Source organism: Pseudomonas zhanjiangensis, assembly GCF_041027545.1.
Taxonomy (GTDB): Bacteria; Pseudomonadota; Gammaproteobacteria; order Pseudomonadales; family Pseudomonadaceae; genus Aquipseudomonas; species Aquipseudomonas zhanjiangensis.
The window spans coordinates 66,627-88,073 of sequence record NZ_JBFTEG010000003.1 but is presented as its reverse complement, the minus strand read 5'-3'; the positions used below and the strand labels follow the sequence as shown (position 1 = coordinate 88,073).

The 21,447-nt window shown below is 65.0% G+C and carries 16 protein-coding genes; 2 read left to right on the top strand and 14 right to left on the bottom strand.

The window, feature by feature from the left end:
- Window positions 1-18: 18 nt before the first annotated feature.
- The 14 genes from AB5S05_RS05200 to glnE all read right to left on the bottom strand — a co-directional run bounded on the left by AB5S05_RS05200 (window position 19) and on the right by glnE (window position 16,805).
- Window positions 19-747: a glycosyltransferase family 25 protein gene (locus AB5S05_RS05200; protein ID WP_369286428.1), complete on the bottom strand. Its 729-nt coding sequence runs from the start codon at window positions 745-747 to the stop codon at window positions 19-21.
- Between the two features lie 49 nt (window positions 748-796).
- Window positions 797-2,044: a CDP-glycerol glycerophosphotransferase family protein gene (locus AB5S05_RS05195; RefSeq protein ID WP_369286427.1), complete on the bottom strand. Its 1,248-nt coding sequence runs from the start codon at window positions 2,042-2,044 to the stop codon at window positions 797-799.
- Between the two features lie 2 nt (window positions 2,045-2,046).
- A complete protein-coding gene (locus AB5S05_RS05190; RefSeq protein WP_369286425.1) occupies window positions 2,047-2,931 on the bottom strand; it encodes a DUF6625 family protein in 885 nt (294 codons plus the stop codon).
- A 2-nt stretch (window positions 2,932-2,933) separates the two neighbouring features.
- Window positions 2,934-4,055 carry a glycosyltransferase gene (locus AB5S05_RS05185; RefSeq protein WP_369286423.1) on the bottom strand — a complete coding sequence of 374 codons (1,122 nt, stop codon included), beginning with the start codon at window positions 4,053-4,055 and terminating at the stop codon, window positions 2,934-2,936.
- The gene (locus AB5S05_RS05180) at window positions 4,042-5,796 is read right to left on the bottom strand and encodes a carbamoyltransferase family protein (protein WP_369286421.1); all 1,755 of its coding nucleotides are present in this window, start codon (window positions 5,794-5,796) and stop codon (window positions 4,042-4,044) included. The genes AB5S05_RS05185 and AB5S05_RS05180 overlap by 14 nt, the downstream gene beginning before the upstream one ends.
- Window positions 5,797-5,808: 12 nt before the next feature.
- Window positions 5,809-7,278 carry a lipopolysaccharide kinase InaA family protein gene (locus AB5S05_RS05175; protein WP_369286420.1) on the bottom strand — a complete coding sequence of 490 codons (1,470 nt, stop codon included), beginning with the start codon at window positions 7,276-7,278 and terminating at the stop codon, window positions 5,809-5,811.
- Window positions 7,275-8,021, bottom strand: coding sequence for a lipopolysaccharide kinase InaA family protein (locus tag AB5S05_RS05170; RefSeq protein ID WP_369286419.1), 747 nt, complete (start codon window positions 8,019-8,021; stop codon window positions 7,275-7,277). The genes AB5S05_RS05175 and AB5S05_RS05170 overlap by 4 nt, the downstream gene beginning before the upstream one ends.
- On the bottom strand, window positions 8,018-8,752 hold the full coding sequence (locus tag AB5S05_RS05165; protein ID WP_369286418.1) for a lipopolysaccharide kinase InaA family protein: 735 nt from the start codon (window positions 8,750-8,752) through the stop codon (window positions 8,018-8,020). The genes AB5S05_RS05170 and AB5S05_RS05165 overlap by 4 nt, the downstream gene beginning before the upstream one ends.
- Window positions 8,752-9,573, bottom strand: a complete 822-nt coding sequence (rfaP, locus tag AB5S05_RS05160) for a lipopolysaccharide core heptose(I) kinase RfaP (protein WP_369286417.1) — start codon at window positions 9,571-9,573, stop codon at window positions 8,752-8,754. Before rfaP ends, AB5S05_RS05165 begins: the two co-directional genes overlap by 1 nt.
- Entirely contained in the window at window positions 9,570-10,691 is a 1,122-nt protein-coding gene (locus AB5S05_RS05155) for a glycosyltransferase family 4 protein (RefSeq protein WP_369286416.1), read from the bottom strand. The genes rfaP and AB5S05_RS05155 overlap by 4 nt, the downstream gene beginning before the upstream one ends.
- Complete coding sequence (waaC, locus tag AB5S05_RS05150; protein ID WP_369286415.1) at window positions 10,691-11,692, bottom strand: lipopolysaccharide heptosyltransferase I; 1,002 nt, start codon at window positions 11,690-11,692, stop codon at window positions 10,691-10,693. Before waaC ends, AB5S05_RS05155 begins: the two co-directional genes overlap by 1 nt.
- Before the next feature lies 1 nt (window position 11,693).
- Window positions 11,694-12,728 (bottom strand): lipopolysaccharide heptosyltransferase II, encoded by a 1,035-nt coding sequence (gene waaF / locus AB5S05_RS05145; RefSeq protein WP_369286414.1) that lies wholly within the window; start codon window positions 12,726-12,728, stop codon window positions 11,694-11,696.
- 136 nt (window positions 12,729-12,864) lie between these two features.
- A complete protein-coding gene (locus AB5S05_RS05140) occupies window positions 12,865-13,788 on the bottom strand; it encodes a branched-chain amino acid transaminase (RefSeq protein ID WP_369286413.1) in 924 nt (307 codons plus the stop codon).
- 71 nt (window positions 13,789-13,859) lie between these two features.
- A complete protein-coding gene (gene glnE, locus AB5S05_RS05135; protein ID WP_369286412.1) occupies window positions 13,860-16,805 on the bottom strand; it encodes a bifunctional [glutamate--ammonia ligase]-adenylyl-L-tyrosine phosphorylase/[glutamate--ammonia-ligase] adenylyltransferase in 2,946 nt (981 codons plus the stop codon).
- A gap of 270 nt (window positions 16,806-17,075) precedes the next feature.
- Between glnE and aceE the strand changes: the two genes are divergently transcribed.
- Both aceE and aceF read left to right on the top strand, forming a co-directional pair.
- Window positions 17,076-19,721 (top strand): pyruvate dehydrogenase (acetyl-transferring), homodimeric type, encoded by a 2,646-nt coding sequence (aceE, locus tag AB5S05_RS05130; protein ID WP_369286411.1) that lies wholly within the window; start codon window positions 17,076-17,078, stop codon window positions 19,719-19,721.
- An 11-nt stretch (window positions 19,722-19,732) separates the two neighbouring features.
- Window positions 19,733-21,400 carry a dihydrolipoyllysine-residue acetyltransferase gene (gene aceF / locus AB5S05_RS05125; RefSeq protein WP_369286410.1) on the top strand — a complete coding sequence of 556 codons (1,668 nt, stop codon included), beginning with the start codon at window positions 19,733-19,735 and terminating at the stop codon, window positions 21,398-21,400.
- The last annotated feature ends 47 nt before the right edge of the window (window positions 21,401-21,447 follow it).

Below are 21,447 nucleotides of genomic sequence, written 5' to 3'. Positions count from 1 at the left end.
AGAGACAATTCCGTACCTTCAATGGAATATGCGACCGTAACGCAGGTTGGCGATAAACCGCTGCAGGCGCTGCCGGGTCTTAAGTTTTGGTAGGCGAACGACCTGCTCGATGTCACTCACATCCATCAGCCTCTGCCTGGCCAACTCTGGATACACCATGAGACCTCTGACTGCCGGCAGCAACACTTCCGAGTAGTACCAGTCGAGCGGCAACCCGGAGCGAGGGGCCTCCTCCAGGATACGTTCGTACAGATCTGCCTTGACCACATAGGCATGGGCCAGTCGGACTCGGCTAACCGAAAATAGATTTCTCGAGACTTTCAGCTGCTCCCCTCCCTTCTTAGGCGTGCCCCCGAGATAAAGCATGCTCCACTCTCGCCCCTGCAACTGGCTGTGCACATGCCGCATCACCGCCGGCGCGTAAGACTCAAACTCACAGTCATCTTCCAGAATCACGACCTCGGGCCAGCCAAGAGACTTGGCTCTGGCAATCACCGCGAGGTGGCTGCGCATGCAAGCCCAAGTGGCCCTGAGTTTGTGGTCGGATTGTTCGCTTTGACCATCGGTCCGCAATAGGAACAGCTTGAGTTCATCACAAGGCTGGTCATCGGCTAGATCGTGCATAGACACGGCCGCGAATCGCTGTGCCCCGATCCCCAGGCGCTCCAAGTGCGCCTCGATCCGGGCCCAGCGATCCGGCCGGCTATCCAGGTTGATGACGCAGGTATGTTTAAACGGCCAACTCATAGGGGATATTCTGTTCCTGACGGGGCATTTTGACTGTTACCACTGGCGTTCACCGACAAGTTCCCTCAAGCACCTGATGAGGTATCTCTTCCCGCCGCAGCAATGCGCACAGGTAATCGATGTTCCTCTCTAGCCCCTGCACGCCATGTACCAGATGGAAGCTGGCGAACTGGCTGGCAGACTCGAGGCTGCGCTGGTGGTCGGCATAAATCTGATGGACCCTGTCCGTCAACTCCTCGAGGGAATCCACGCGACGACCGAAGAAGCGCTCCTGATCGAAGATGTCGCGATCAGGCCCCTGATTGACATAGATAATCGGTCGTCTAGCCAATGCCGCCTCGATCACGGCATTGGACATGATATTGATCACGATACCGGCACGGCTCATCGCCTCCGCCAAGCCGCAGGTGGCCGGCAGTACCTGAATGTTCTTCGCCTGGGCCGAAGCGTCCTGCCAGAAGACCACCTTGCTACGCGGATGCGCCTTGACCAACACCTGATAGTACGGATGCGCCACTGCCCAGTCCCTGATCAGTTCATATGAGCGCTGGTAGCCAGCCTCCTTCTCCTTGTCCGGCCCCACGCCCAGAACCAGCAGAACCCGGTTATCGACCTGTGCCGGCGGCACTGCATAGGACTGATCAATCATATGCGATCCAGCGAGGACGACCTTGGCCGAGCCAAAGCGCAATTGACGTCCACTCAGTGCGTCCAGCGAACTCTGGCCAAACAGAAAATAGTAGTCGTAGTCGCTCATGCCCAGACGTCGCGAACGCTCCACGGTAGTGGCGTGAGCCAAATGCACCAGAAGCAGCCTGCGCGCGTTTAGCGATAGGCGCAGAAAAGGCGAATACAGGCTGCCATTGCGGTCATTGAGCAGAATGGATGGCATGTAGTGGGAGACAAGCCATTCGGCATAGGCCGCATAGCCATAATAACGAAGCGGCACAGATTCGGGCGGGCGCCTGAGTCGGCGCTCGGCCAAGATCTGCCTGGGCTCCAGCAAGGCAGTCTCCTCAAGACTTGAACCACGGCTACGCAACCTCTCTTTGAGAAGCTTCTTGCGCTGCAGCGGGATCACCTTCGGCGCCGACTGAAGCAAGAGGAAGTCGCATCCGACTGAGCCACCACCATCTTTTGCCAAGCGAAAGCGCGCCAGCCCCCCGAACAATGCATCGCCTAAACCGTCGCGAAGGAAACGTATAGCCGCGCCGAACCTGCCAAAGCGCTCGCGCAGCAAGCTCCAGCGATAGCGATCGAGTTCGTACGCTTTGGTCCTCCAGCTATTTGGCTGCACGGCTAGCGCTCCTTCAGCGGATGGAATCCTTGCTGATCTATACGCCAGGCACGAGACTGCACCAGCGCCGAGCGGGCCTGCTCGGAGGCGAATTCGAACTCCTTCCACGCGCCCCTTTTCCACCCGAGGAAATGCAGATAGGGAAACTCCCGTGCGCCGTCCCTGTCGTTACGCAGTCGCCCCGCATGCCAGCTCCAGCTCTGCGGGAAGTTCATGCTGCCATCCGTCCACGCTCTGCCCGTATTGGGCGTGCTGAACGCCTCCTTGAACTCAGCCATTCGTCGCCATGGGTTAAACAGGCCAACCAATCGGAATAGCGGCTTGGGGAAATTCTTTCGCCACAGGAACAGCCGAGTGAACCCCCCCTCATCCAGCGCATGGTTCTTCTGGTCTTGCACACGCCTCTGAAAATCGGGAATTCGCCAGAACAGTTCGCGCAATGGCTGCTCGTTGCGCAGCAGGCACAGATGCCCTGAAACCCGTCGCTCATGGGTGGAGAAAAACTTGGACCGGCGCAGTTTTTCGGCCGTGAAATAGGCCCTCAAGTTGCCATAGACCAGATCGAGGTCACTGAACCCCCAGTAGTCATAGCCCTGAATCTCCGGCTCATGAATAAAACCAAGCGCCGGTTTCAGATCACACAGCTTGTAGGGGTTAATCGGGGCAAACTCGAAGCCAAGCCTGGTCGAGACGAAATCGCAATACGCCTCGAAGCTGATCCTCTGCTGCCGGACATTGCTGGGCAGCTCTTCAAGCTCTGCGCAGTCGCCAATCAACAACCAGTCGATATCCGGGTTGCACCGGCAACTCTCGATAAAGAAGGGCATCCAGAATGGCCACTGACCGAAATACGGGATCAGAAAGATGATGCTTGGTGGATTACGCACGCTTATAGCCTCCTGAAGATATCCCAGAACCGGGATACGACCGCTCCATCGGTAAAGGTATCGTGCAGACGCGCTAGCGCTGCCTCGGTGGATAGCGGTGACGACTCGGACCTGGACAACGGTTTCAGCTGCGTGCACAACGCTTCGGCATTGCCCAGCGGAAACAGTCGCCCGACCCCCGCGACTACCTCGCGCCCACCGCCACAGTCGCTACAGATCACCGGCACCCCCGCCGCCATGGCCTCCAGCAGCACCATGCCGAAAGGCTCATGGTCGGAGGTCAGGGCAAACAGGTCAAATGCCTTGAAATAGCGGCGACCATTGGCCACCTGACCGAGAAAGCGCACGGAGTCGGCCACGCCCAGATCGGACGTCAGTGCCTTCAGTTCACCTTCCAGGCGTCCGCTGCCCATGATCGCCAGCAGGCTTCCGGCCGGCAGCTCAGGCAAGGCCAGGGCGAAGCCGCGGATCAGGGTGGCCTGGTCCTTGTCCGGATGCAGGCGGCCTACGTTACCGATCACCCAGGCGTCCGCCGGCAAACCCAGATGGTCGCGAGCCGCTTCGCGGGACACTTGCTCGGCTTGCACGGCCTCGACATCGATGCGGTTGTACAGGGTCTCGATGCGCCCGGCCGGCCAGGTCGGCAGGCAGGCGCGCATGTCATCGCGCACCGCATTGGACACGCCAAGCAAGGCCAGGCGTTTCTTGAAAAAGTTGGCGAACAGTTGGCGCGAGCGCCGCCGGTAGTCGCCGAAGGCATGGTGCACGCCGATCACCGGCAGCTCACTGCCCAGCAGCGCGATATAAATGGGCTTGAAGCGGTGAGCGATGCACAGCTTGAAGTCGCGCGAGGCGGCGATGCGCTTGAAATCGCGAATCGCCCGGAGCTTGAGGCCACGCACCTCGCGGCTCGAATAGTCGAGGAAGATCACCTCATTGGAGGCCGACCCTGCCTCCACTTCGGCACTCGGCGCGCCGGTCAGGTAGACGGTGCACACCCGATACTCGGTGCCGGCGAACAGCGCGGCATACTGCCGCGCGCAATCGAGGAAGGGACCGTCATAGCCGTGACAGAACTGCAGCACCCAGGGCCGATCGGTCGACACCCCCTCAGGCCTGCTCATACCAGCCCTTGCCGTCCTTGACCACGAGGATGTCTTCCATGATCAGGTACTGCAGGTCCGAGCCGTAGAACATGTTCAGCGCATCGGTCGGCGAGCAGATCATCGGTTCGCCCCGGCGGTTCAGCGAGGTGTTCAGCGACACGCCGTTGCCGGTGAGTTTCTCCAGCTCCAGCATCATGTCGTAGTAGCGCGGGTTGTATTCGCGCTTGAGTACCTGGGCGCGGGACGTGCCGTCCTCGTGCACCACTTCGCCGACGCGCTCCTTCCACTCCTCGTTGACCTCGAAGGTGAAGGTCATGAACGGGCTCGGGTGATCGACCTTGAGCATCTGCGGGCCGACGGTGTCGAGCATCGACGGACAGAAGGGGCGCCAGCGTTCGCGAAACTTGATCTGCTCGTTGATCCGGTCGGCCACGCCCGGAATGCTCGGGCAGCCGATGATCGAGCGGCCGCCGAGGGCGCGCGGACCGAACTCCATGCGGCCCTGGAACCAGGCCACCGGGTTGCCGTCGACCATGATCTTGGCGATGCGCTGCGGCATGTCGTCGATCTGCTTGAACACCGGCTTGCTCGGGTGGCGGGCACAGGCGGCGATCACGTCCTCGTTGGAGAACGAGGGGCCGAGGTAGACGTGTTCCATCTTCTCCACCGGCACGCCGCGCTGGTGCGACACATAGGCGGCGGCGCCGACTGCGGTACCGGCGTCGCCGGAGGCCGGCTGGACGAACAGCTCCTTGACCTCGGGACGGGCGATGATCTTCTGGTTGAGCTTGACGTTCAGCGCGCAGCCGCCGGCGAAGGCGATCTTGCCAGTCTGCTTGATGATGTCGCCCAGGTAGTGGTCCATCATCTGCAGCGCCAGCTTCTCGAACAGCGCCTGCATGCTGGCGGCATAGTGGATATAGGGATCATCGGCGATGTCGCCCTCACGCTTGGGGCCCAGCCACTCGATCAGCTTCTTCGAGAAATAGAAGCCCTTGCCGTTTTCCTTGTAGCGACGCAGGCCGATGACGTTGGCGTATTCGGTATTGATCACCAACTCGCCGTTCTCGAAGCTGGCCAGGCGGGAGAAATCGTACTTGCTGGCATCGCCGTAGGGCGCCATGCCCATCACCTTGAATTCGCCGTCGAGCATCTCGAAACCGAGAAACTCGGTGATCGCCCCGTACAGGCCACCGAGGGAGTCCGGATCGAAGAACTCCTTGATCTTGTGGATCTTGCCGTTCTCGCCGTAGCCGAAGAACGTGGTGGCGTACTCACCCTTGCCGTCGATGCCGAGGATCGCGGTCTTCTCCTGGAAGCCCGAGCAGTGGTAAGCGCTGGCGGCGTGGGCCAGGTGATGCTCGACCGGCTCGATCTTGACCTTCTTGGCATCGAAGCCGAGCTGCTCCAGGCACCAGACGATCTTGTTGCGGTAGCGCTTGTAGCGCCGGTTGCCCATCAGGATCGCATCGAGGGCGCGGTCCGGGGCGTACCAGTAGCGCTTGGCGTATTTCCAGCGGGCCTCACCGAACAGGCTGATGGGGGCGAAGGGAATCGCCACCACGTCGACGTCGGACGGTTTGATCCCGGCCTGCTCCAGGCAGAACTTGGCCGACTCGTAGGGCATGCGATTCTTCGCGTGCTTGTCGCGCACGAAGCGCTCTTCTTCAGCCGCCGCGATCAACTTGCCGTCGATGTACAGGGCGGCGGAAGGGTCGTGACTGAGGGCGCCGGACAGGCCGAGAATCGTCAGTGCCACAGGTGAAAACCTCTATTCAGGGCAGGTGCCGGGCACCTGCGGTAAACGTTCGTCGAGCAACCGGTACAAGGCCGAATCGGCCGGCCAGTTGCGCAGAAAGCGGGCGCGGTCGCGGGCATAGGCCCGGGCGAAGCTGCGCATGCTGTGGTGCTGCTGCATGGCGTCCAGATCGATTAGCGACCAGCTCTGGCGCTGCTCGTCCCAAAACAAATTGTGCCCCTTGAAATCCCCATGGCTGATGCGCTCGCGCAGCAAGGCGGCGAACAGGCGATCCAGCGCCAAGAGGTCGGCTTCGGGCGGAGATTGCGGCCGTTCTTCAGCCAAGTAGGGCTGAAAACGCGCGATTATATCCTGCCCACCGCAGTATTCGGTAATCAGATAGGCGCGCCCGCGTAGCCAGCACCAGCGGCGCTCCAGCACGGCCAGGGGTCTGGGCGTGGCAATGCCGAGGATGTCCAGGCGATTGCCCTCGACCCAGCTGTGCCAGGCACGGCTAGGGCGCCAGAAGCGCTTGAGCCAGTGGGCGACGTTCTTGATGTTGTAGCGCTTGACCACCAGCGGCCTGCCGTCGAGTTCGACCCGAGCCACGGTGGCCGCGCCGCCGGTCTTGTACAGATGGCCAGCTTCGATGCGTCCGTCCAGCTCATCCAGCCAGGGCTGCAGCGGCGCCATGGCTTCGCGACGAATGACGCGCAAACCGAACGCGCCGATCCTGGCGCTGAACAGGCTGCAATCGCGGGCGACCTTCTTCAGGTAGTCGCGCACTCGCCAGCGCCTGACCTTGCCCACCTGTTCGAGCAGGGCCTCCAGCGGCAGGGCATGCTCGCCGTTGACCAACAGGTAGTGCACCAGCAATTCTTCGATATAGGGCTCAAGCTCGATGGGCAACTGGGCGAAGAACACCCCGAGATTCTCCAGCGCCTGCTCGCGCGCCAGCGCCTGGCCCGGGCGCTGCGCACGCACGCCGCCACCGTCGATCACAAACAGCTGATCCTCGCAGCGCAGCAGGTTGTCCAGGTGCAGGTCTTCCTGCCACAAGCCCTGGGCATGCAGGCGCGCGATAGCCCCCAGGGCCTCGCCGAGTACCGCCTGCTGGGCGCCGGACAGCAGCGGCTGATGCGCAACGCGGCGCCACAGATCGCCGAGACTCTGCGCCTCCTCGAGAAACTCGAACAACAGCCAGCCGCCCTCGCCTTCGCGCAAGCCATCGGCCAGCAGCGCCGGCGTGCTCAGGCCCTGCTCGGCGAGCAGGCGCGCACCGCTCAGCTCGCGGGCAAAATGCCGCGCCGACTTGCCACCCACCAGCAACTTGGCCAGCACCCGGCGGCCGCGCCATTGCGCCACCCCGACGTAGCGCTGGCCAGGCAAGACCCGCAACAAGCGCAACAGGGTCAGGGTCGCCGGCCCCGCAGCATCCGCCAACTCGATGTGCAACGGCAGCTCTGGCGCACGCCCGGAACGGGCCAGTTCCGCCAGCCTCATCGACGCCCCTCCTTGTCCTGGCGACGCCTGCCCAGACGTTGCGACCAACGCCGCAGATCCCCCCCTGGGGGCAGGTAGGCGCTCAACAACTGCTCCACCTCTGCATCGCTCCACTGGCTGGCGCGACGCAACAAGGGCTCCAGATCCTTGATTCGATCGCGCTCGCCAAGCAGCAACGGCCGGGTCTTCTCCAGGTCGATCAGTTGGGCACTGAAAGCGCCACCGGCCGCCTTCAGGAAAATGTGCTTGGGATAGAAGCAGCCATGCATCTGCCCGGCGTCGTGCAGGCGCCGGGCCAGCCCGCCGCAGGCCTGAAGGATCGCTTGACGCTCGGCCTGGTCGCGGCGCGCCCAGCCCTGCAGCCAGTGTTCGAGGTCATGCCAGCCGTCCAGGGCACGGGTCAGCAAGATCGCCCGCTGCTCGCCCGGCAGGCGACGTCGGGCGAAGAAGGCCGCCTGCAGCGCCGGGATGCCCAGCTGGCGATAGCGCTGGATATTGCGGAACTCGCGGGCGAAGGTCGGCTCCCCCATGGGGCGGCGCAGGGTTCGGGTCAGGTGATTGCTCTGACGCTTGAGGTAGTAGGCCCGCTCGCCCAGCTCCAGGCGATAGACACTGCTCCAGCCACCACGTTCGGTGTTCGGCTCGTCCACCGCCTCCAATTCGAGTGCCCAGAGCGCATCGAAGCTGGCCAGTCCATGGCGCTCGAGGACCTCACGGTCCTCGGCGGCGATAAAGTCCTTCATTCACGGCCCTCGAAAAATTCGACGATCTGGCGGATGCGCCGCTTGTCGGCGGCGTTGAGCCGCTGCCGACCGCGGTACTGCAGATAGAAGCGCAAGCGCTGGCTGCGCGACAGCTTGTGTTTGGCCACCTTGTCCAGGCAGGCCAGGTCCTTGACGATGCGGTAGCGCAGCAGCGGCCCCCACCAGAAGCTGCCGGTCGGGCAATCGATGAAGAACAGCTCGCCCCGGTCATTGACCAGCAGGTTGCGCCACTTGAGATCGTTGTGGGTGAAATGGTGATCGTGCAGGGTCCGCGTGGCCCGGGCCAACTGCCGGCTGATGCCATCGACCCAGCCAGGCTCCGCCAGGCGGGGATCGTCTCGGTTGGCCAGCAGGGCCAGGTCCTCGGTGTGATCCAGCTCGCGAGTGATCAGCGCGCCGCGCACGAAGGCGCCAGCCCTGCGCTCGAGGCCATGGGCGACGATGGCGGCAGTGGGAATGCCCCACTTGGCGAAGCACTTGAGATTCTGCCATTCGGCCTTGACCCGCGGCCGGCCGATATAGCGTCGCAGGCCCTTGCCGGCACCCCAGTAGCGCTTGACGTAGTAACGCACGCCGCCGCGCTCGATGCGGATCACCTCGGACAGCGGATCCTTGGTCAGGCGCTCGCCCTGCAGGGCGAATACCGCGTCCAGGCTACCGAAATCGGCGACCAGCTGCCGGTACTGCGGATCCAGGTACCAGCCTGCCATCAGAGCGCATCCCCATAGCGCTGCTTGCGCGCGTATAGCTTGCCCGCCTTGCGCTCCAGCCAGGCCAACAGCCTGGTCTCGTCGCGCAAGACCTGGCGCAGTGGCTGCGGACCATTGAGCGCGAGAAAATAGCCCTTGAGAAAGCGCAACTTGTCGTGCCGGGTCAGGCCGATATCCAGCGCCGAGAAATACAACGCGGCCAGGTCCTTGTTGCGCCAGCGCAGCGGCAGCCGGGCATGGGTCTGGGCGCGATGCAGGTCGATCACCGACAGCCTGAAGTCGTCGGCGCTGACCGGCCTGTCGGTATGCAAGAGGAAGTGGCAGATGTAGCAATCGCGGTGGTTGACCCCGGCGCGATGCATGCTGCCGAGCATCTTCGCCACTTCGGCGATCAGCGCCCGCTTGAGCACCGGTTGCGGAGGATTTCTCGCCCAGTCGAGGCTGAAGTCTTCCAGGCTGACGGTCGGTGCCAGCTCCTCGGTGACGATGAACGAGTGCTGCGTGGCCGGATTGGCGCCGCGCTCGCCATAGGCCACCGCAGTCATGGTCGCCACCCCGACCTGCTGCAGGCGCTGGATCGCCCGCCACTCCTGGCCGGCGCCGAGCACCGGCAACTTGGCGGTCAGCAGGTTCTTGGCGATCTCGCCCCAGCCGATGCCGCGGTGGATCTTGACGAAGTAGCCGCGGCCGTTGACCTCGGTGCGCAGGGTACGCCGACCTTCCAGCTCGCGGTAGACCTGGCCTTGCAGGGCCTCCACCGCGGCGAAGGCATCCTGGCCGGCCCACAGGCTCTTGAACGGCTCGCCGAGCAGCAACTTCATGGGCGCTCCGCCAGGATCACATCGGCCGCGCGCTGCGGCATGGAATAGAGGTCGGCGCTGTCGGCGAAGGCCAGGCCGTTGCGCCGCCACTCGCCGCGGCGCGCCTCATCGCCGAGCATCTCGGCCAGCAGCCGATTGAGCCGCTGCTGCTCGAACGGGCTGGGCAGCACCCGCCCGGCATCGGCCTCGGCGATGTAGTGGGCATAGCCGCAGACGTCGCTGACCAGCACCGGCAGGCCGGCGACCAAGGCCTCGAGCAGCACGGTGCCGGTGTTCTCGTTGTAGGCCGGGTGGATCAGCAGGTCGGCGCCGAGCAGGAAGCGCGGGATGTCGCTGCGCCCCTTGAGAATCTGTACCTGCTCGGAGATGCCCAGCGCCTTGATCTGCAGCAGGAAGGGCTTGGGGTCGTCCTGGCCGATGGCGATCAGCCGGGTGCGCCGCTTGAGCTCGGGCGGCAGGGCGGCGAGCGCCTTGAGGCTGCGATCCAGGCCCTTGGTCTTGAACCCGGAGCCGATCTGCACCAGCAGCAGGTCGTCGTCGGCCAACTGGAATTCGCGGCGGAACTCGGCGCGAATCTCGGCGGCATTGGCCGGCGCCCGGCGATCGAGGGCGATACCCGGCGGCAGCAGGTGAAAGCGTTCGGCCGGGGTGGCGTAGTGTTTGACGAACAGCGGTTGCTGCACCTCGGAGATCATCAGGATCTCGGTCTTCGACTCGGGGGCGAACACCGCCCGCTCGTAGTCGGCGAAATGCCGGTAGCGACCCCACTTGCGGTACAGCGGGTTGCGCAGGGTCTGCGCCTTGTCCTCGTAGCAGCCATCGGCGGCGTAGTAGACGTCCAGCCCCGGCATCTTGTTGAAGCCGATCACCCGATCGACCGGACGTCGGGCCAGGTCGGCCTCGACCCAGGCGGTGAGCTTCTCGTTGCGCCTGTGGTTGAACAGCGCCTTGACCGGCACCACCACCACCTCGAAACCGGCGGGCACATCGCCCTCCCAGATCGGCGTGTAGACGCGAATGGCATGGCCGCGCTGCTGGCACTCCAGGGCGATGCGCATGAAGTCGCGCTGCAGGCCGCCGAAGGGAAAATATTTGTAGAGGATGAAAGCCAGTTGCATCAGACGCATTCCTCGGCCCGCAACAGGGCCTGCAGCTCGCCGAGCACCCGCTCGGGGCGCAGGTCGTCGAAGCAGGGTTTGTGCCGGTCGCCGAGCCCGGCGTTGGGGCCGCTGGCGCACAGGTGCACCTGCGAGCGGCCATAGGCGCCGACCCGGCCCGGCAGGGTCGGGCCGTACAGGGAAATGCTCGGCACATCCAGGGCCGCGGCCAGGTGGCCGAGACCGGTGTCCACCGCCACGCAGGCGCTGGCGCCGGCGATCACCTTGGCCACCCCGGCAATGTTCAGCCTGGGCAATACGGCGGCGTGCTCCAGGCCGGCGGCGATGCGCTCGGCCCGAGCCTTCTCTTGCTCGTTGCCCCAGGGCAGGCGCACTGCCCAGCCCTGTTCGACCATGCGCTCGGCCAGCTCACGCCAATAAGCCTCCGGCCAGTGCTTGCTCGGCCAGGTGGTGCCGTGCAGAAACAGCAGGTAGGGCTGCGCGGAGCCCGCCGCCAGCTGCGCGCGGTTCAGGCCGTAGTCGCCGATGCCCGCCGGCAGCGGGTAGCCCAGGGCCTGGGCAAACAGCTGGCGGGTACGCTCCAGCGCATGCTGCTCTCGCGGCACCGAGTAGCGCCGGTCATAGAAACGGCTGGCCAGCGGCTCGCGCGCCGAATCGCGATCCAGGCCGGCCACCGGCGCCTTGACGTAACGGGTCAGCCAGGCGCTCTTGAGCAGGCCCTGGGCGTCGATTACCAGGTCGTAGCGCACCTCGCCCAGGCGCGCCTTGAAGCGGCGCCACTCGCCGCTCTTCAGGGTCTGCCAGAGGTGCTTGCGCCAGCGCCGGATGGCCACCGGAATCACCTGGGCCACCGCCGGATGCCAGGCGGGAATCTCGGCGAAGCCCTCCTCCACCACCCAGTCGAACTGGATGCCGGGGATCGCCCGCGCCGCATCGGTGAGCGCCGGCAGGGTGTGCACGACATCGCCCAGCGAAGAGGTCTTGATCAGCAGTACACGCACACTATTCGACCTCGACCGGATCGGCCACCAGGCGGTCCAGCGCCTCGAGCACCGGCCGCGGCGCCAACTCACGCAGGCAGTTGTAATGACCGTAGCGGCAGGTTCGGTCGAAACAGGGGCTGCATTCCAGGCCGAGGCGGACGATCTCGACCTGTTCGGCCAGCGGCGGGGTGAACTGCGGCGAGGTCGAGCCATAGACCGCCACCAGCGGGCGGTTCAGCGCCGCGGCCACGTGCATCAGGCCGGAGTCGTTGGAGACCACGGCGCCGGCGCAGGACAGCAGGTCGATGGCCTCGGCCAGGCTGGTCTCGCCGGCCAGGTTGCTCGCCTCTTCGCGCAGGCCGGGGATCAGTCGCCCACGAATCTCCTCGCCGACCGCGTGATCGTTCTTCGAGCCGAACAGCCAGACCTGCCAGCCGGCGCGTATCTTCGCCTCGGCGACCCGGGCGTAATGCTCGCTGGGCCAGCGCTTGGCCTCGCCGAACTCGGCACCGGGGCAGAGCGCCAGCACCGGCCTATCGAGGATCAGGCCGAACTTGGCCAGCGCCGCGTCGCGGCTGTGCGCCTCGATGCGCAGGCTCGGTCTTGGATAGGGCCTGGGAATCTCGGCACCCTCTTCATACGCCAGCGCCATAAAGCGCTCGATCATCAGCGGATAGCGCGCCTTGTCCAGGCGGCGCACGTCGTTGAGCAGACCGTAGCGCATCTCGCCCTTCCAGCCGGTGCGCTTAGGCGTGCCGGCGAAGAACGGCACCAGCGCGGACTTGAGCGAGTTGGGCAGGAGGATCGCCTGATCGTACTGGCCGGCCAGGGACTTGCCGATCCTGCGCCGGGTCGCCAGCTGCAGCACGCCATGGCCGAGCGGGAAGCTCAGGGCACGACGCACCTCGGGCATGCGCTCGAGAATCGGCCGGCTCCACTCGGGCGCCAGTACGTCGATCTCGCAGCCGGGATGGCGCTGCTGCAGACACTGAAACAGGGTCTGCGCCATCACCATGTCACCGACCCAACTGGGCCCTACGATCAGTATTTTCATGGGAATTCCAGAAACAACCAGGGAGGCTTTCGCCTCCCGGACACACTCGGCACTGCGGCCTGATCAGCTGGCCGGGCGAACGCTAGCGCGACGCCCTACCCCGTGCGCGGAACCAGCCAACAGGCCTGGCTCGGTCTTATTTGACCAGGGTGCGCCATTCGGCATGATTGCGGGTCTTGCCGGTCACCAGGTCGAAATAGGCCGACTGCAGCTTCTCGGTCACCGGGCCACGGCGGCCGGCGCCGATCGCGCGGCCATCGACTTCGCGGATCGGCGTGACTTCGGCGGCGGTGCCGGTGAAGAAGGCTTCGTCGGCGATGTATACCTCGTCGCGGGTGATGCGCTTCTCGATCACCTTGATGCCCAGCTCGTCGGCCAGGGTCAGGATGGTGTTGCGGGTGATGCCGTTGAGGCAGGAGGTCACCTCCGGGGTGTAGACCACGCCGTTCTTGACCAGGAAGATGTTCTCCCCCGAGCCCTCGGCCACATAGCCTTCGGTGTCCAGCAGCATGGCCTCGTCGGCGCCGCCGGAGATGGCTTCCTGCAGGGCCAGCATCGAGTTGATGTAGTTGCCGTTGGCCTTGGCGCGGGTCATCGAGATGTTGACGTGATGACGGGTGAAGGAGCTGGTGCGCACCTTGATGCCGACCTGCAGGGCTTCGTCGCCCATGTAGGCGCCCCAGTTCCAGGCCGCCACTATCACCCGCACCTTCAGGCCGCTGGCGCGCAGGCCCATGCCTTCGGATCCGTAGAACACCATGGGGCGGATGTAGGCGCTTTCCAGGTTGTTCTCGCGCACCGCGGCGCGGGTCGCTTCGTTGATCTCGTCTTTGCTGAACGGGATCTGCATGTTCATGATGTGCGCCGAATCGAACAGGCGATCGGTGTGCGCCTGCAGGCGGAAGATCGCGGTGCCGTCCGGGGTATCGTAGGCGCGCACGCCCTCGAACACGCCCATGCCGTAGTGCAGGGTGTGGGTCAGCACATGGGTGGTGGCATCGCGCCAGGGTACCAGCTTGCCGTCATACCAAATCACGCCATCACGATCGGCCATCGACATAGTTGCCTGCTCCTCAGATTCGATTCGTTCACTACCGCCGGAGGCGCCCTGCGTCCTCCAGCCGGAAATTCTCAGTCCAGCCCCAGTTCCCGCCAGATCCGCAGCACGCTGCGCCGCTCGGCCTGGAACTGGTCGCCGCCGACCACCCCCGGCTGCTTCTGCAGTGCCTGGCGGTGGGCCGCGGAACGGTAATCTTTGTAGACCTCTTGCAGCAGTCGGGCGTCCTCACCCGGCAACAGACCGACCCGCTCCAGACCTTCCAGAATGCGGATATTGTCGGTGAACTCGAGTAGCTGCGGGTGCTGCCACGACCAGGCCAGGGCCGCGTATTGCACCATAAATTCGATATCGACGATACCTCCGGCGTCCTGCTTCAGATCGAACGGCGAGGCGGCCTCGAAGGCGTTGGCTGCGGTGCCGGCCGCGGTGAGCTTGGTACCGAGGTTGTCGCGCATCTTCGCGCGCATCTCGCTGACCTCGGCGCGCAGCTTGTCCAGGTCGCGTTCGCGCCCCAGCACCTTGGCGCGCACGGCCTCGAAGGCCTGGCCGACCCGCGGGCAACCGACCAGCACCCGCGCCCGCACCAGCGCCTGGTGCTCCCAGGTCCAGGCCTCGTTTTCCTGGTAGCGCGCGAAGGCGCCCAGCGAGCTGACCAGCAGCCCTGCCGCGCCGGAAGGCCGCAGGCGCATGTCGACCTCGTAGAGCTGGCCGGAGTTGGTCTGGGTGGTCAGCAGGTGGATGATTCGCTGCCCCAGGCGGGTGAAGAACTGCGCGCCATCGATGGGCTTGGCGCCGTCGGTCTCGGCCTGGGGATCGCCGTCGTGGATGAACACCAGGTCCAGGTCCGAGCCATGCCCCAGCTCGATGCCGCCGACCTTGCCGTAGCCGACGATGATGAAGTCGGGGTCGCAGGGACTGCCGTCGACGCGCCTTGGCGTGCCGTGCTTGCTCACGGTGTGGTGCCAGGCCAGGGCCAGTACCTGGTCGAGAATCGCCTCGGCCAGCCAGGTCAGGTAGTCGCTGACCTTCATCAACGGCAGGGTGCCGGCGATTTCCGAGGCAGCCACCCGCAGGCCGTGGGCCAGCTTGAAGTGACGCAGCGCCTCCATCTGCTGCTCCAGGTCGTCCTGCGGAATGCGCATCAGCCGTTCCTGCAGCTCGGCGGCCAGCTCCGGCGCCTGCGGCGGCTTGAACAGGCGCCCCTCGTTGAGCAGTTCGTCGAGCAACAGCGGGAAGCGGGCGATCTGCTCGGCGATCCAGGGGCTGGCCGCGCACAGGGTCAGCAGGCGCTGCAGGGCACCGGGATTCTCCGTCAGCAGCACCAGGTAGGCCGAGCGCCGGGCGACCGCCTCGACCAGCGGCATGACCCGTTCCAGCACCAGGTCCGGCTCCCCGTGCTCCACCGCCTGGGCCAGCAGGCGTGGGATGAAGGCGTCCAGGCGCTCGCGCCCGAGACGCTGCATGGCGCGCACCTGACTGCCGCCGCGCAAGCCGGTCAGGCGCTGCCAGGCGGTTTGCGGATCGGCGAAGCCGGCATCGGCCAACTGCCGGCAGGCCGCCTCCTCGTCCTGGGCATCTTCCCACAGCGGCAGCCACTCGCCGCCGATCACCACGTCGGCTTCGGCGCCCTGGTCCTCGTCGGGATCGGCGATCACCTGGCGGAAATGCCAGTCGACTCGGCCGCGCCAGTGCATCAGCCGCTCATGGAAGGCCTGCCAGCCGTCGAAGCCGAGGATAAAGGCCACCCGCGCGCGGTCCTGCTCGTTGTCGGGCAGCATCTGCGTCTGCCGGTCGTCGATCGCCTGCAGGGCATGCTCGGTGTAGCGCAGGAATTCGTAGCCCTCGCGCAGCTCCTCGATCACCGCAGGCGGCAGATAGCCCTGCCCCTCCAGGGTGGCCAGCACCTTCAGCAGGGGACGCTGCTGCAGGCTCAGGTCGCGGCCGCCGTGGATCAGCTGGAAGGCCTGGGCGATGAACTCGACCTCGCGAATGCCGCCGGCACCGAGCTTGATGTTCTCGGCCATGCCCTTGCGCCGCACCTCCTGCTGGATCAGCTGCTTCATGCTGCGCAGCGCCTCGATGGCGGAGAAATCCAAGTAACGCCGATAGACGAACGGGCGCAGCATCTCCAGCAGCTGCGCACCAGCCTGCGGGTCGCCGCCAACCACCCGCGCCTTGATCATGGCGTAACGCTCCCAGTCGCGGCCCTGATCCTGGTAGTACTGCTCCAGCGCGTTGAAGCTGAACACCAGGGCCCCGGAAGAACCATAGGGGCGCAGGCGCATGTCGGTGCGGAACACGAAACCGTCGACGGTGATCGCATCCAGGGCCTTGATCAGGCGCTGGCCGAGGCGGATGAAGAACTCCTGGTTGTCCAGCGGACGCTTGACCCCTTCGGTTTCGCCACCCTCCGGGTAGCCGAAGATCAGGTCGATGTCCGAGGACAGATTCAGCTCGTGAGCGCCGAGCTTGCCCATGCCGAGGATCACCATGTGCTGCGCCTGACCGCTACGCCGGCCGATCGGGGTGCCGAACTGCGCACAATGGTGCGGATAGAGCCAGTGATACCCCAGGTCGATGCAGGCATCGGCCAGGTCCGAGAGGTCGCCGCAGGTTTCCTTGAGGTCGGCCAGGCGACCGAGGTCGCGCCAGATGATCCGCAGCTGCTGGCGGTTGCGATAACGCCGCAGGCGCCGGCCCAGCTCGTCCTCGCTGTCGCAGTCGGCCAGCACTTGGGCCAGCTGGCCGCGCAGCTCACCGGCCTGCAGCGAACGCTCCAGCTCACCGGAGCCGGCCAGATCCAGCAGCATCTGCGGATCGCGCAGGGCCTGCTGGAGGACGAAATCGCTGGCCGCGGCCACCCGCCGCAGGGCGCTGCGACGCTCCTCGGGCCAGGCGAGGAATGCCTGCACGGCGGCGGCAGACAGCTGCGCGAATGCCCCTTGCAGGGACTGCTCGGCAGCGACTGCCAGGGGCTCGAGGACGGCAGGCAAACAGGCCAGCGCGGGCAGGCTCATGGTCTATCCTTTTTTGCGGCTGCACTCGCTACGCGCAAAACCAGCCAGCTCGGCACTTAGGCGTGAGGCGTACAGCGGGCAGTTAAATTAATTGTAGTTTTGCTACTAAAGAATGTATCCGAAGGGCTGAAATTGGCGTCCATATGTAGTAAAACTACACGGAGCCGGTCCTACCCCCGGTAAATCCAAGAATTCACGTGCCCCGCTCACGAAGCCGGCCACGAACCCCTGGCCTCCGATTCTGGAAGCCTTTCCGCCCTGGAGCAAGCCATGCAAGACCTCGATCCCGTCGAAACCCAGGAATGGCTGGACGCCCTTGAATCCGTCCTCGACCGTGAAGGTGAAGACCGCGCACATTATCTGATGACCCGTATGGGCGAACTGGCCACCCGCAGTGGCTCCCAGTTGCCCTACGCGATCACCACGCCCTACCGCAACACCATCCCGCTGACTCACGAAGCACGCATGCCCGGCGACCTGTTCATGGAACGCCGCATTCGCTCGCTGGTCCGCTGGAACGCCCTGGCGATGGTGATGCGCACCAACCTGCAGGACCCGGATCTTGGTGGCCACATCGGCACCTTCGCTTCCAGCGCCACCCTGTATGACGTCGGCTTCAACTACTTCTTCCAGGCCCCCACCGAGGAACACGGCGGCGACCTGATCTTCTTCCAGGGCCACGCCTCGCCGGGCGTCTACGCCCGCGCCTTCATGGAAGGCCGGATCAGCGAAGAGCAACTCGACAACTTCCGCCAGGAAGTCGATGGCAACGGCCTGTCGTCCTACCCGCACCCCTGGCTGATGCCGGACTTCTGGCAGTTCCCCACCGTGTCCATGGGCCTGGGCCCGATCCAGGCGATCTACCAGGCACGCTTCATGAAGTACCTGGAAAGCCGCGGCTTCATCCCTGCCGGCAAGCAGAAAGTCTGGTGCTTCATGGGCGACGGCGAGTGCGACGAGCCGGAATCGCTCGGCGCCATCTCCCTGGCCGGCCGCGAGAAGCTGGACAACCTGATCTTCGTCATCAACTGCAACCTGCAGCGCCTGGACGGCCCGGTGCGCGGCAACGGCAAGATCATCCAGGAACTCGAAGGCGTGTTCCGTGGCGCCCAGTGGAACGTCAACAAGGTGGTCTGGGGTCGTTTCTGGGACCCGCTGCTGGCCAAGGACAGCGACGGCATCCTGCAGCGCCGGATGGACGAGGTGGTCGACGGCGAGTACCAGAACTACAAGGCCAAAGACGGCGCCTTCGTGCGTGAGCACTTCTTCAACTCGCCGGAACTCAAGGCGATGGTCGAAGACCTCTCCGACGAGGAAATCTGGAAGCTCAACCGTGGCGGCCATGATCCCTACAAGGTCTATGCGGCCTACCACCAGGCGGTCAACCACCAGGGCCAGCCTACCGTGGTCCTGGCCAAGACCATCAAGGGCTACGGCACCGGCAGTGGCGAGGCGAAGAACATCGCCCACAACGTCAAGAAGGTCGACGTCGACAGCCTGAAGAAATTCCGCGACCGCTTCGACATCCCGGTCAAGGACGAAGACCTGGAGAAGCTGCCGTTCTTCAAACCCGAGGAAGGCAGCGCCGAGGCCAAGTACCTGGCCAAGCGCCGCGCCGCCCTGGGCGGCTTCGTGCCGCAGCGCCGGGTCAAGAGCGTGAGCATCCCGACCCCGCCGCTGGATACCCTCAAGGCCATCCTCGACGGCTCCGGCGACCGTGAGATCTCCACCACCATGGCCTTCGTGCGCATCCTCTCGCAGCTGGTCAAGGACAAGGAACTGGGCGAGCGTATCGTCCCGATCATCCCGGACGAGGCACGCACCTTCGGCATGGAAGGCATGTTCCGCCAGCTCGGCATCTACTCCTCGGTCGGCCAGCTGTACGAGCCGGTCGACAAGGACCAGGTGATGTTCTACCGCGAGGACAAGAAGGGCCAGATCCTCGAGGAAGGCATCAACGAGGCCGGCGCCATGTCCAGCTGGATCGCCGCCGGCACCAGCTACAGCAGCCACAACCAGCCGATGCTGCCGTTCTACGTGTTCTATTCGATGTTCGGCTTCCAGCGCATCGGCGACCTGGCCTGGGCCGCCGGCGACAGCCGCGCCCGCGGCTTCCTGATCGGCGGTACTGCCGGACGCACCACGCTCAACGGCGAAGGCCTGCAGCACGAGGACGGCCACAGCCACCTGCTGGCGTCGACCATCCCCAACTGCCGCAGCTACGACCCGACCTACGGCTACGAGCTGGCGGTGATCATCCGCGAAGGCACGCGGCAGATGATCGAAGAGCAGCAGAGCATCTACTACTACATCACCGTGATGAACGAGTCCTACCAGCAGCCGGCCATGCCCGAAGGCATCGAGGACGGCATCATCAAGGGCATGTACCTGCTCGAGGAAGACAAGAAGGAAGCCGCCCACCACGTCCAGCTGCTGGGCTGCGGCACCATCCTGCGCGAAGTGCGCGAGGCGGCGAAGATCCTGCGCGAGCAGTACAACGTCGGCTCCGATGTATGGAGCGTTACCAGCTTCAACGAACTGCGTCGCGACGGCCTGGCCGTCGAGCGGCACAACCGCCTGCACCCGGAACAGAAGCCACGCAAGACCTATGTCGAGCAGTGCCTGGGCGGCCGCCGCGGCCCGGTCGTGGCCAGCACCGACTACATGAAGCTGTTCGCCGACCAGATCCGCCAGTGGGTACCGTGCAAGGAATACAAGGTCCTGGGCACCGACGGCTTCGGCCGCAGCGACAGCCGCAAGAAGCTGCGCCACTTCTTCGAAGTGGACCGCAACTGGGTGGTCCTGGCGGCCCTGGAAGCCCTCGCCGACCGTGGCGATATCGAACCCAAGGTAGTGGCCGAGGCCATCGCCAAGTTCGGCATCGACCCGGAAAAACAAAACCCCCTGGACTGCTAAGGAGACGCATTGTGAGCGAACTAATCCGCGTACCCGACATCGGCAGTGGTGAGGGTGAAGTCATCGAATTGCTGGTCAAGGTCGGCGACCGCATCGAGGCCGAGCAGAGCCTGCTGACCCTCGAGTCGGACAAGGCCAGCATGGAAATTCCGGCCCCCAAGGCCGGGGTGATCAAGAGCCTGAAGGTCAAGCTGGGCGATCGCCTGAAGGAAGGCGACGAGCTGCTGGAGCTGGAGACCGAGGGGGCCGACCAGGACGACGAAAAGTCCGAAAAGTCCGAGCAGGCTTCCGAGGAAGCCACCAAGAAGCAGGACGAGGCCAAGCCGGCGCAAAAGGACGAAGCACCTGCCGCGCCTGGCGATTCGGTTCAGGACATCCAGGTTCCGGATATCGGCTCGGCCGCCAAGGCCAAGGTCATCGAAGTACTGGTCAAGGTCGGCGACAAGGTCGAGGTCGACCAGTCGCTGATCACCCTGGAATCGGACAAGGCCAGCATGGAAATCCCCTCGCCGGCCGCCGGCGTGGTGGAGGAAGTGCTGGTCCAGCTGGACGCCGAAGTCGGCACCGGCGACCCGATCCTCAAGCTCAAGGTCGCAGGCGCAGCGCCAGCCGCCAAACCGTCCGAGGACAAGGCCGAAGCCGCTCCGGCCGTGCATCGCACGCCGGCCGGCGCCGCCCCGGAAGTGGCCGCCGAGGTCAATGCCATCGCCAAGTTGGCGGCCGCCGCCGCCCAGGTGACCGGCGGCCCGGCGCCCTCCCCCGGCAGCAAGGTGCACGCCGGCCCGGCGGTGCGCCAGCTGGCCCGCGACTTCGGTGTCGAGCTCGGTGCCATCAGCGGCAGCGGTCCGAAAGGCCGGATCCTCAAGGAAGACGTACAGGCCTACGTCAAGGCCATGATGCACAAGGCCAAGGAAGCGCCGGCAGCCGCTGCCAGCGGTGGCGCCGGCATTCCGCCGATTCCGGAAGTGGACTTCAGCCGTTTCGGCGAAGTGGAAGAAGTGGCCATGACCCGCCTGATGCAGGTCGGCGCCGCCAACCTGCACCGCAGCTGGCTCAACGTGCCCCATGTGACCCAGTTCGACTCCGCCGACATCACCGAGCTGGAGGCCTTCCGGGTCGCCCAGAAGGCCGTGGCCGAGAAAGCCGGGGTCAAGCTCACCGTACTGCCGCTGCTACTCAAGGCCTGCGCCTTCCTGCTCAAGGAACTGCCGGACTTCAACAGCTCGCTGGCGCCAAGCGGCAAGGCGATCATCCGCAAGAAGTACGTGCACATCGGCTTCGCCGTGGACACCCCGGACGGCCTGCTGGTGCCGGTGATCAAGAACGTCGACCAGAAGAGCCTGTTGCAGCTGGCCGCCGAGGCCGCCGAACTGGCGGAGAAGGCGCGGACCAAGAAGCTCTCGGCCGACGCCATGCAGGGCGCCTGCTTCACCATCTCCAGCCTCGGCCATATTGGCGGCACCGGCTTCACGCCGATCGTCAACGCGCCGGAAGTGGCGATCCTCGGCGTGAGCAAGGCGACCATGCAGCCGGTCTGGGACGGCAAGGCCTTCCAGCCCAAGCTGATGCTGCCGCTGTCGCTGTCCTATGACCACCGGGTGATCAACGGTGCCGCTGCCGCGCGCTTCACCAAGCGCCTGGGCGACGTGCTGGCCGATATCCGCACCCTGCTGCTGTAACACCCGGGGCGGCTGTACGCCGCCTCAAGCCGTATTCGAGCACGCCA

Bases quoted from the DNA above. Each gene is read 5' to 3' on its own strand.
- AB5S05_RS05200 (WP_369286428.1), bottom strand. From the start codon at position 747: ATGAGTTGGCCGTTTAAACATACCTGCGTCATCAACCTGGATAGCCGG.
- AB5S05_RS05185 (WP_369286423.1), bottom strand. From the start codon at position 4,055: ATGAGCAGGCCTGAGGGGGTGTCGACCGATCGGCCCTGGGTGCTGCAG.
- AB5S05_RS05175 (WP_369286420.1), bottom strand. From the start codon at position 7,278: ATGAGGCTGGCGGAACTGGCCCGTTCCGGGCGTGCGCCAGAGCTGCCG.
- AB5S05_RS05170 (WP_369286419.1), bottom strand. From the start codon at position 8,021: ATGAAGGACTTTATCGCCGCCGAGGACCGTGAGGTCCTCGAGCGCCAT.
- AB5S05_RS05165 (WP_369286418.1), bottom strand. From the start codon at position 8,752: ATGGCAGGCTGGTACCTGGATCCGCAGTACCGGCAGCTGGTCGCCGAT.
- rfaP (WP_369286417.1), bottom strand. From the start codon at position 9,573: ATGAAGTTGCTGCTCGGCGAGCCGTTCAAGAGCCTGTGGGCCGGCCAG.
- AB5S05_RS05155 (WP_369286416.1), bottom strand. From the start codon at position 10,691: ATGCAACTGGCTTTCATCCTCTACAAATATTTTCCCTTCGGCGGCCTG.
- waaF (WP_369286414.1), bottom strand. From the start codon at position 12,728: ATGAAAATACTGATCGTAGGGCCCAGTTGGGTCGGTGACATGGTGATG.
- AB5S05_RS05140 (WP_369286413.1), bottom strand. From the start codon at position 13,788: ATGTCGATGGCCGATCGTGATGGCGTGATTTGGTATGACGGCAAGCTG.
- glnE (WP_369286412.1), bottom strand. From the start codon at position 16,805: ATGAGCCTGCCCGCGCTGGCCTGTTTGCCTGCCGTCCTCGAGCCCCTG.
- aceE (WP_369286411.1), top strand. From the start codon at position 17,076: ATGCAAGACCTCGATCCCGTCGAAACCCAGGAATGGCTGGACGCCCTT.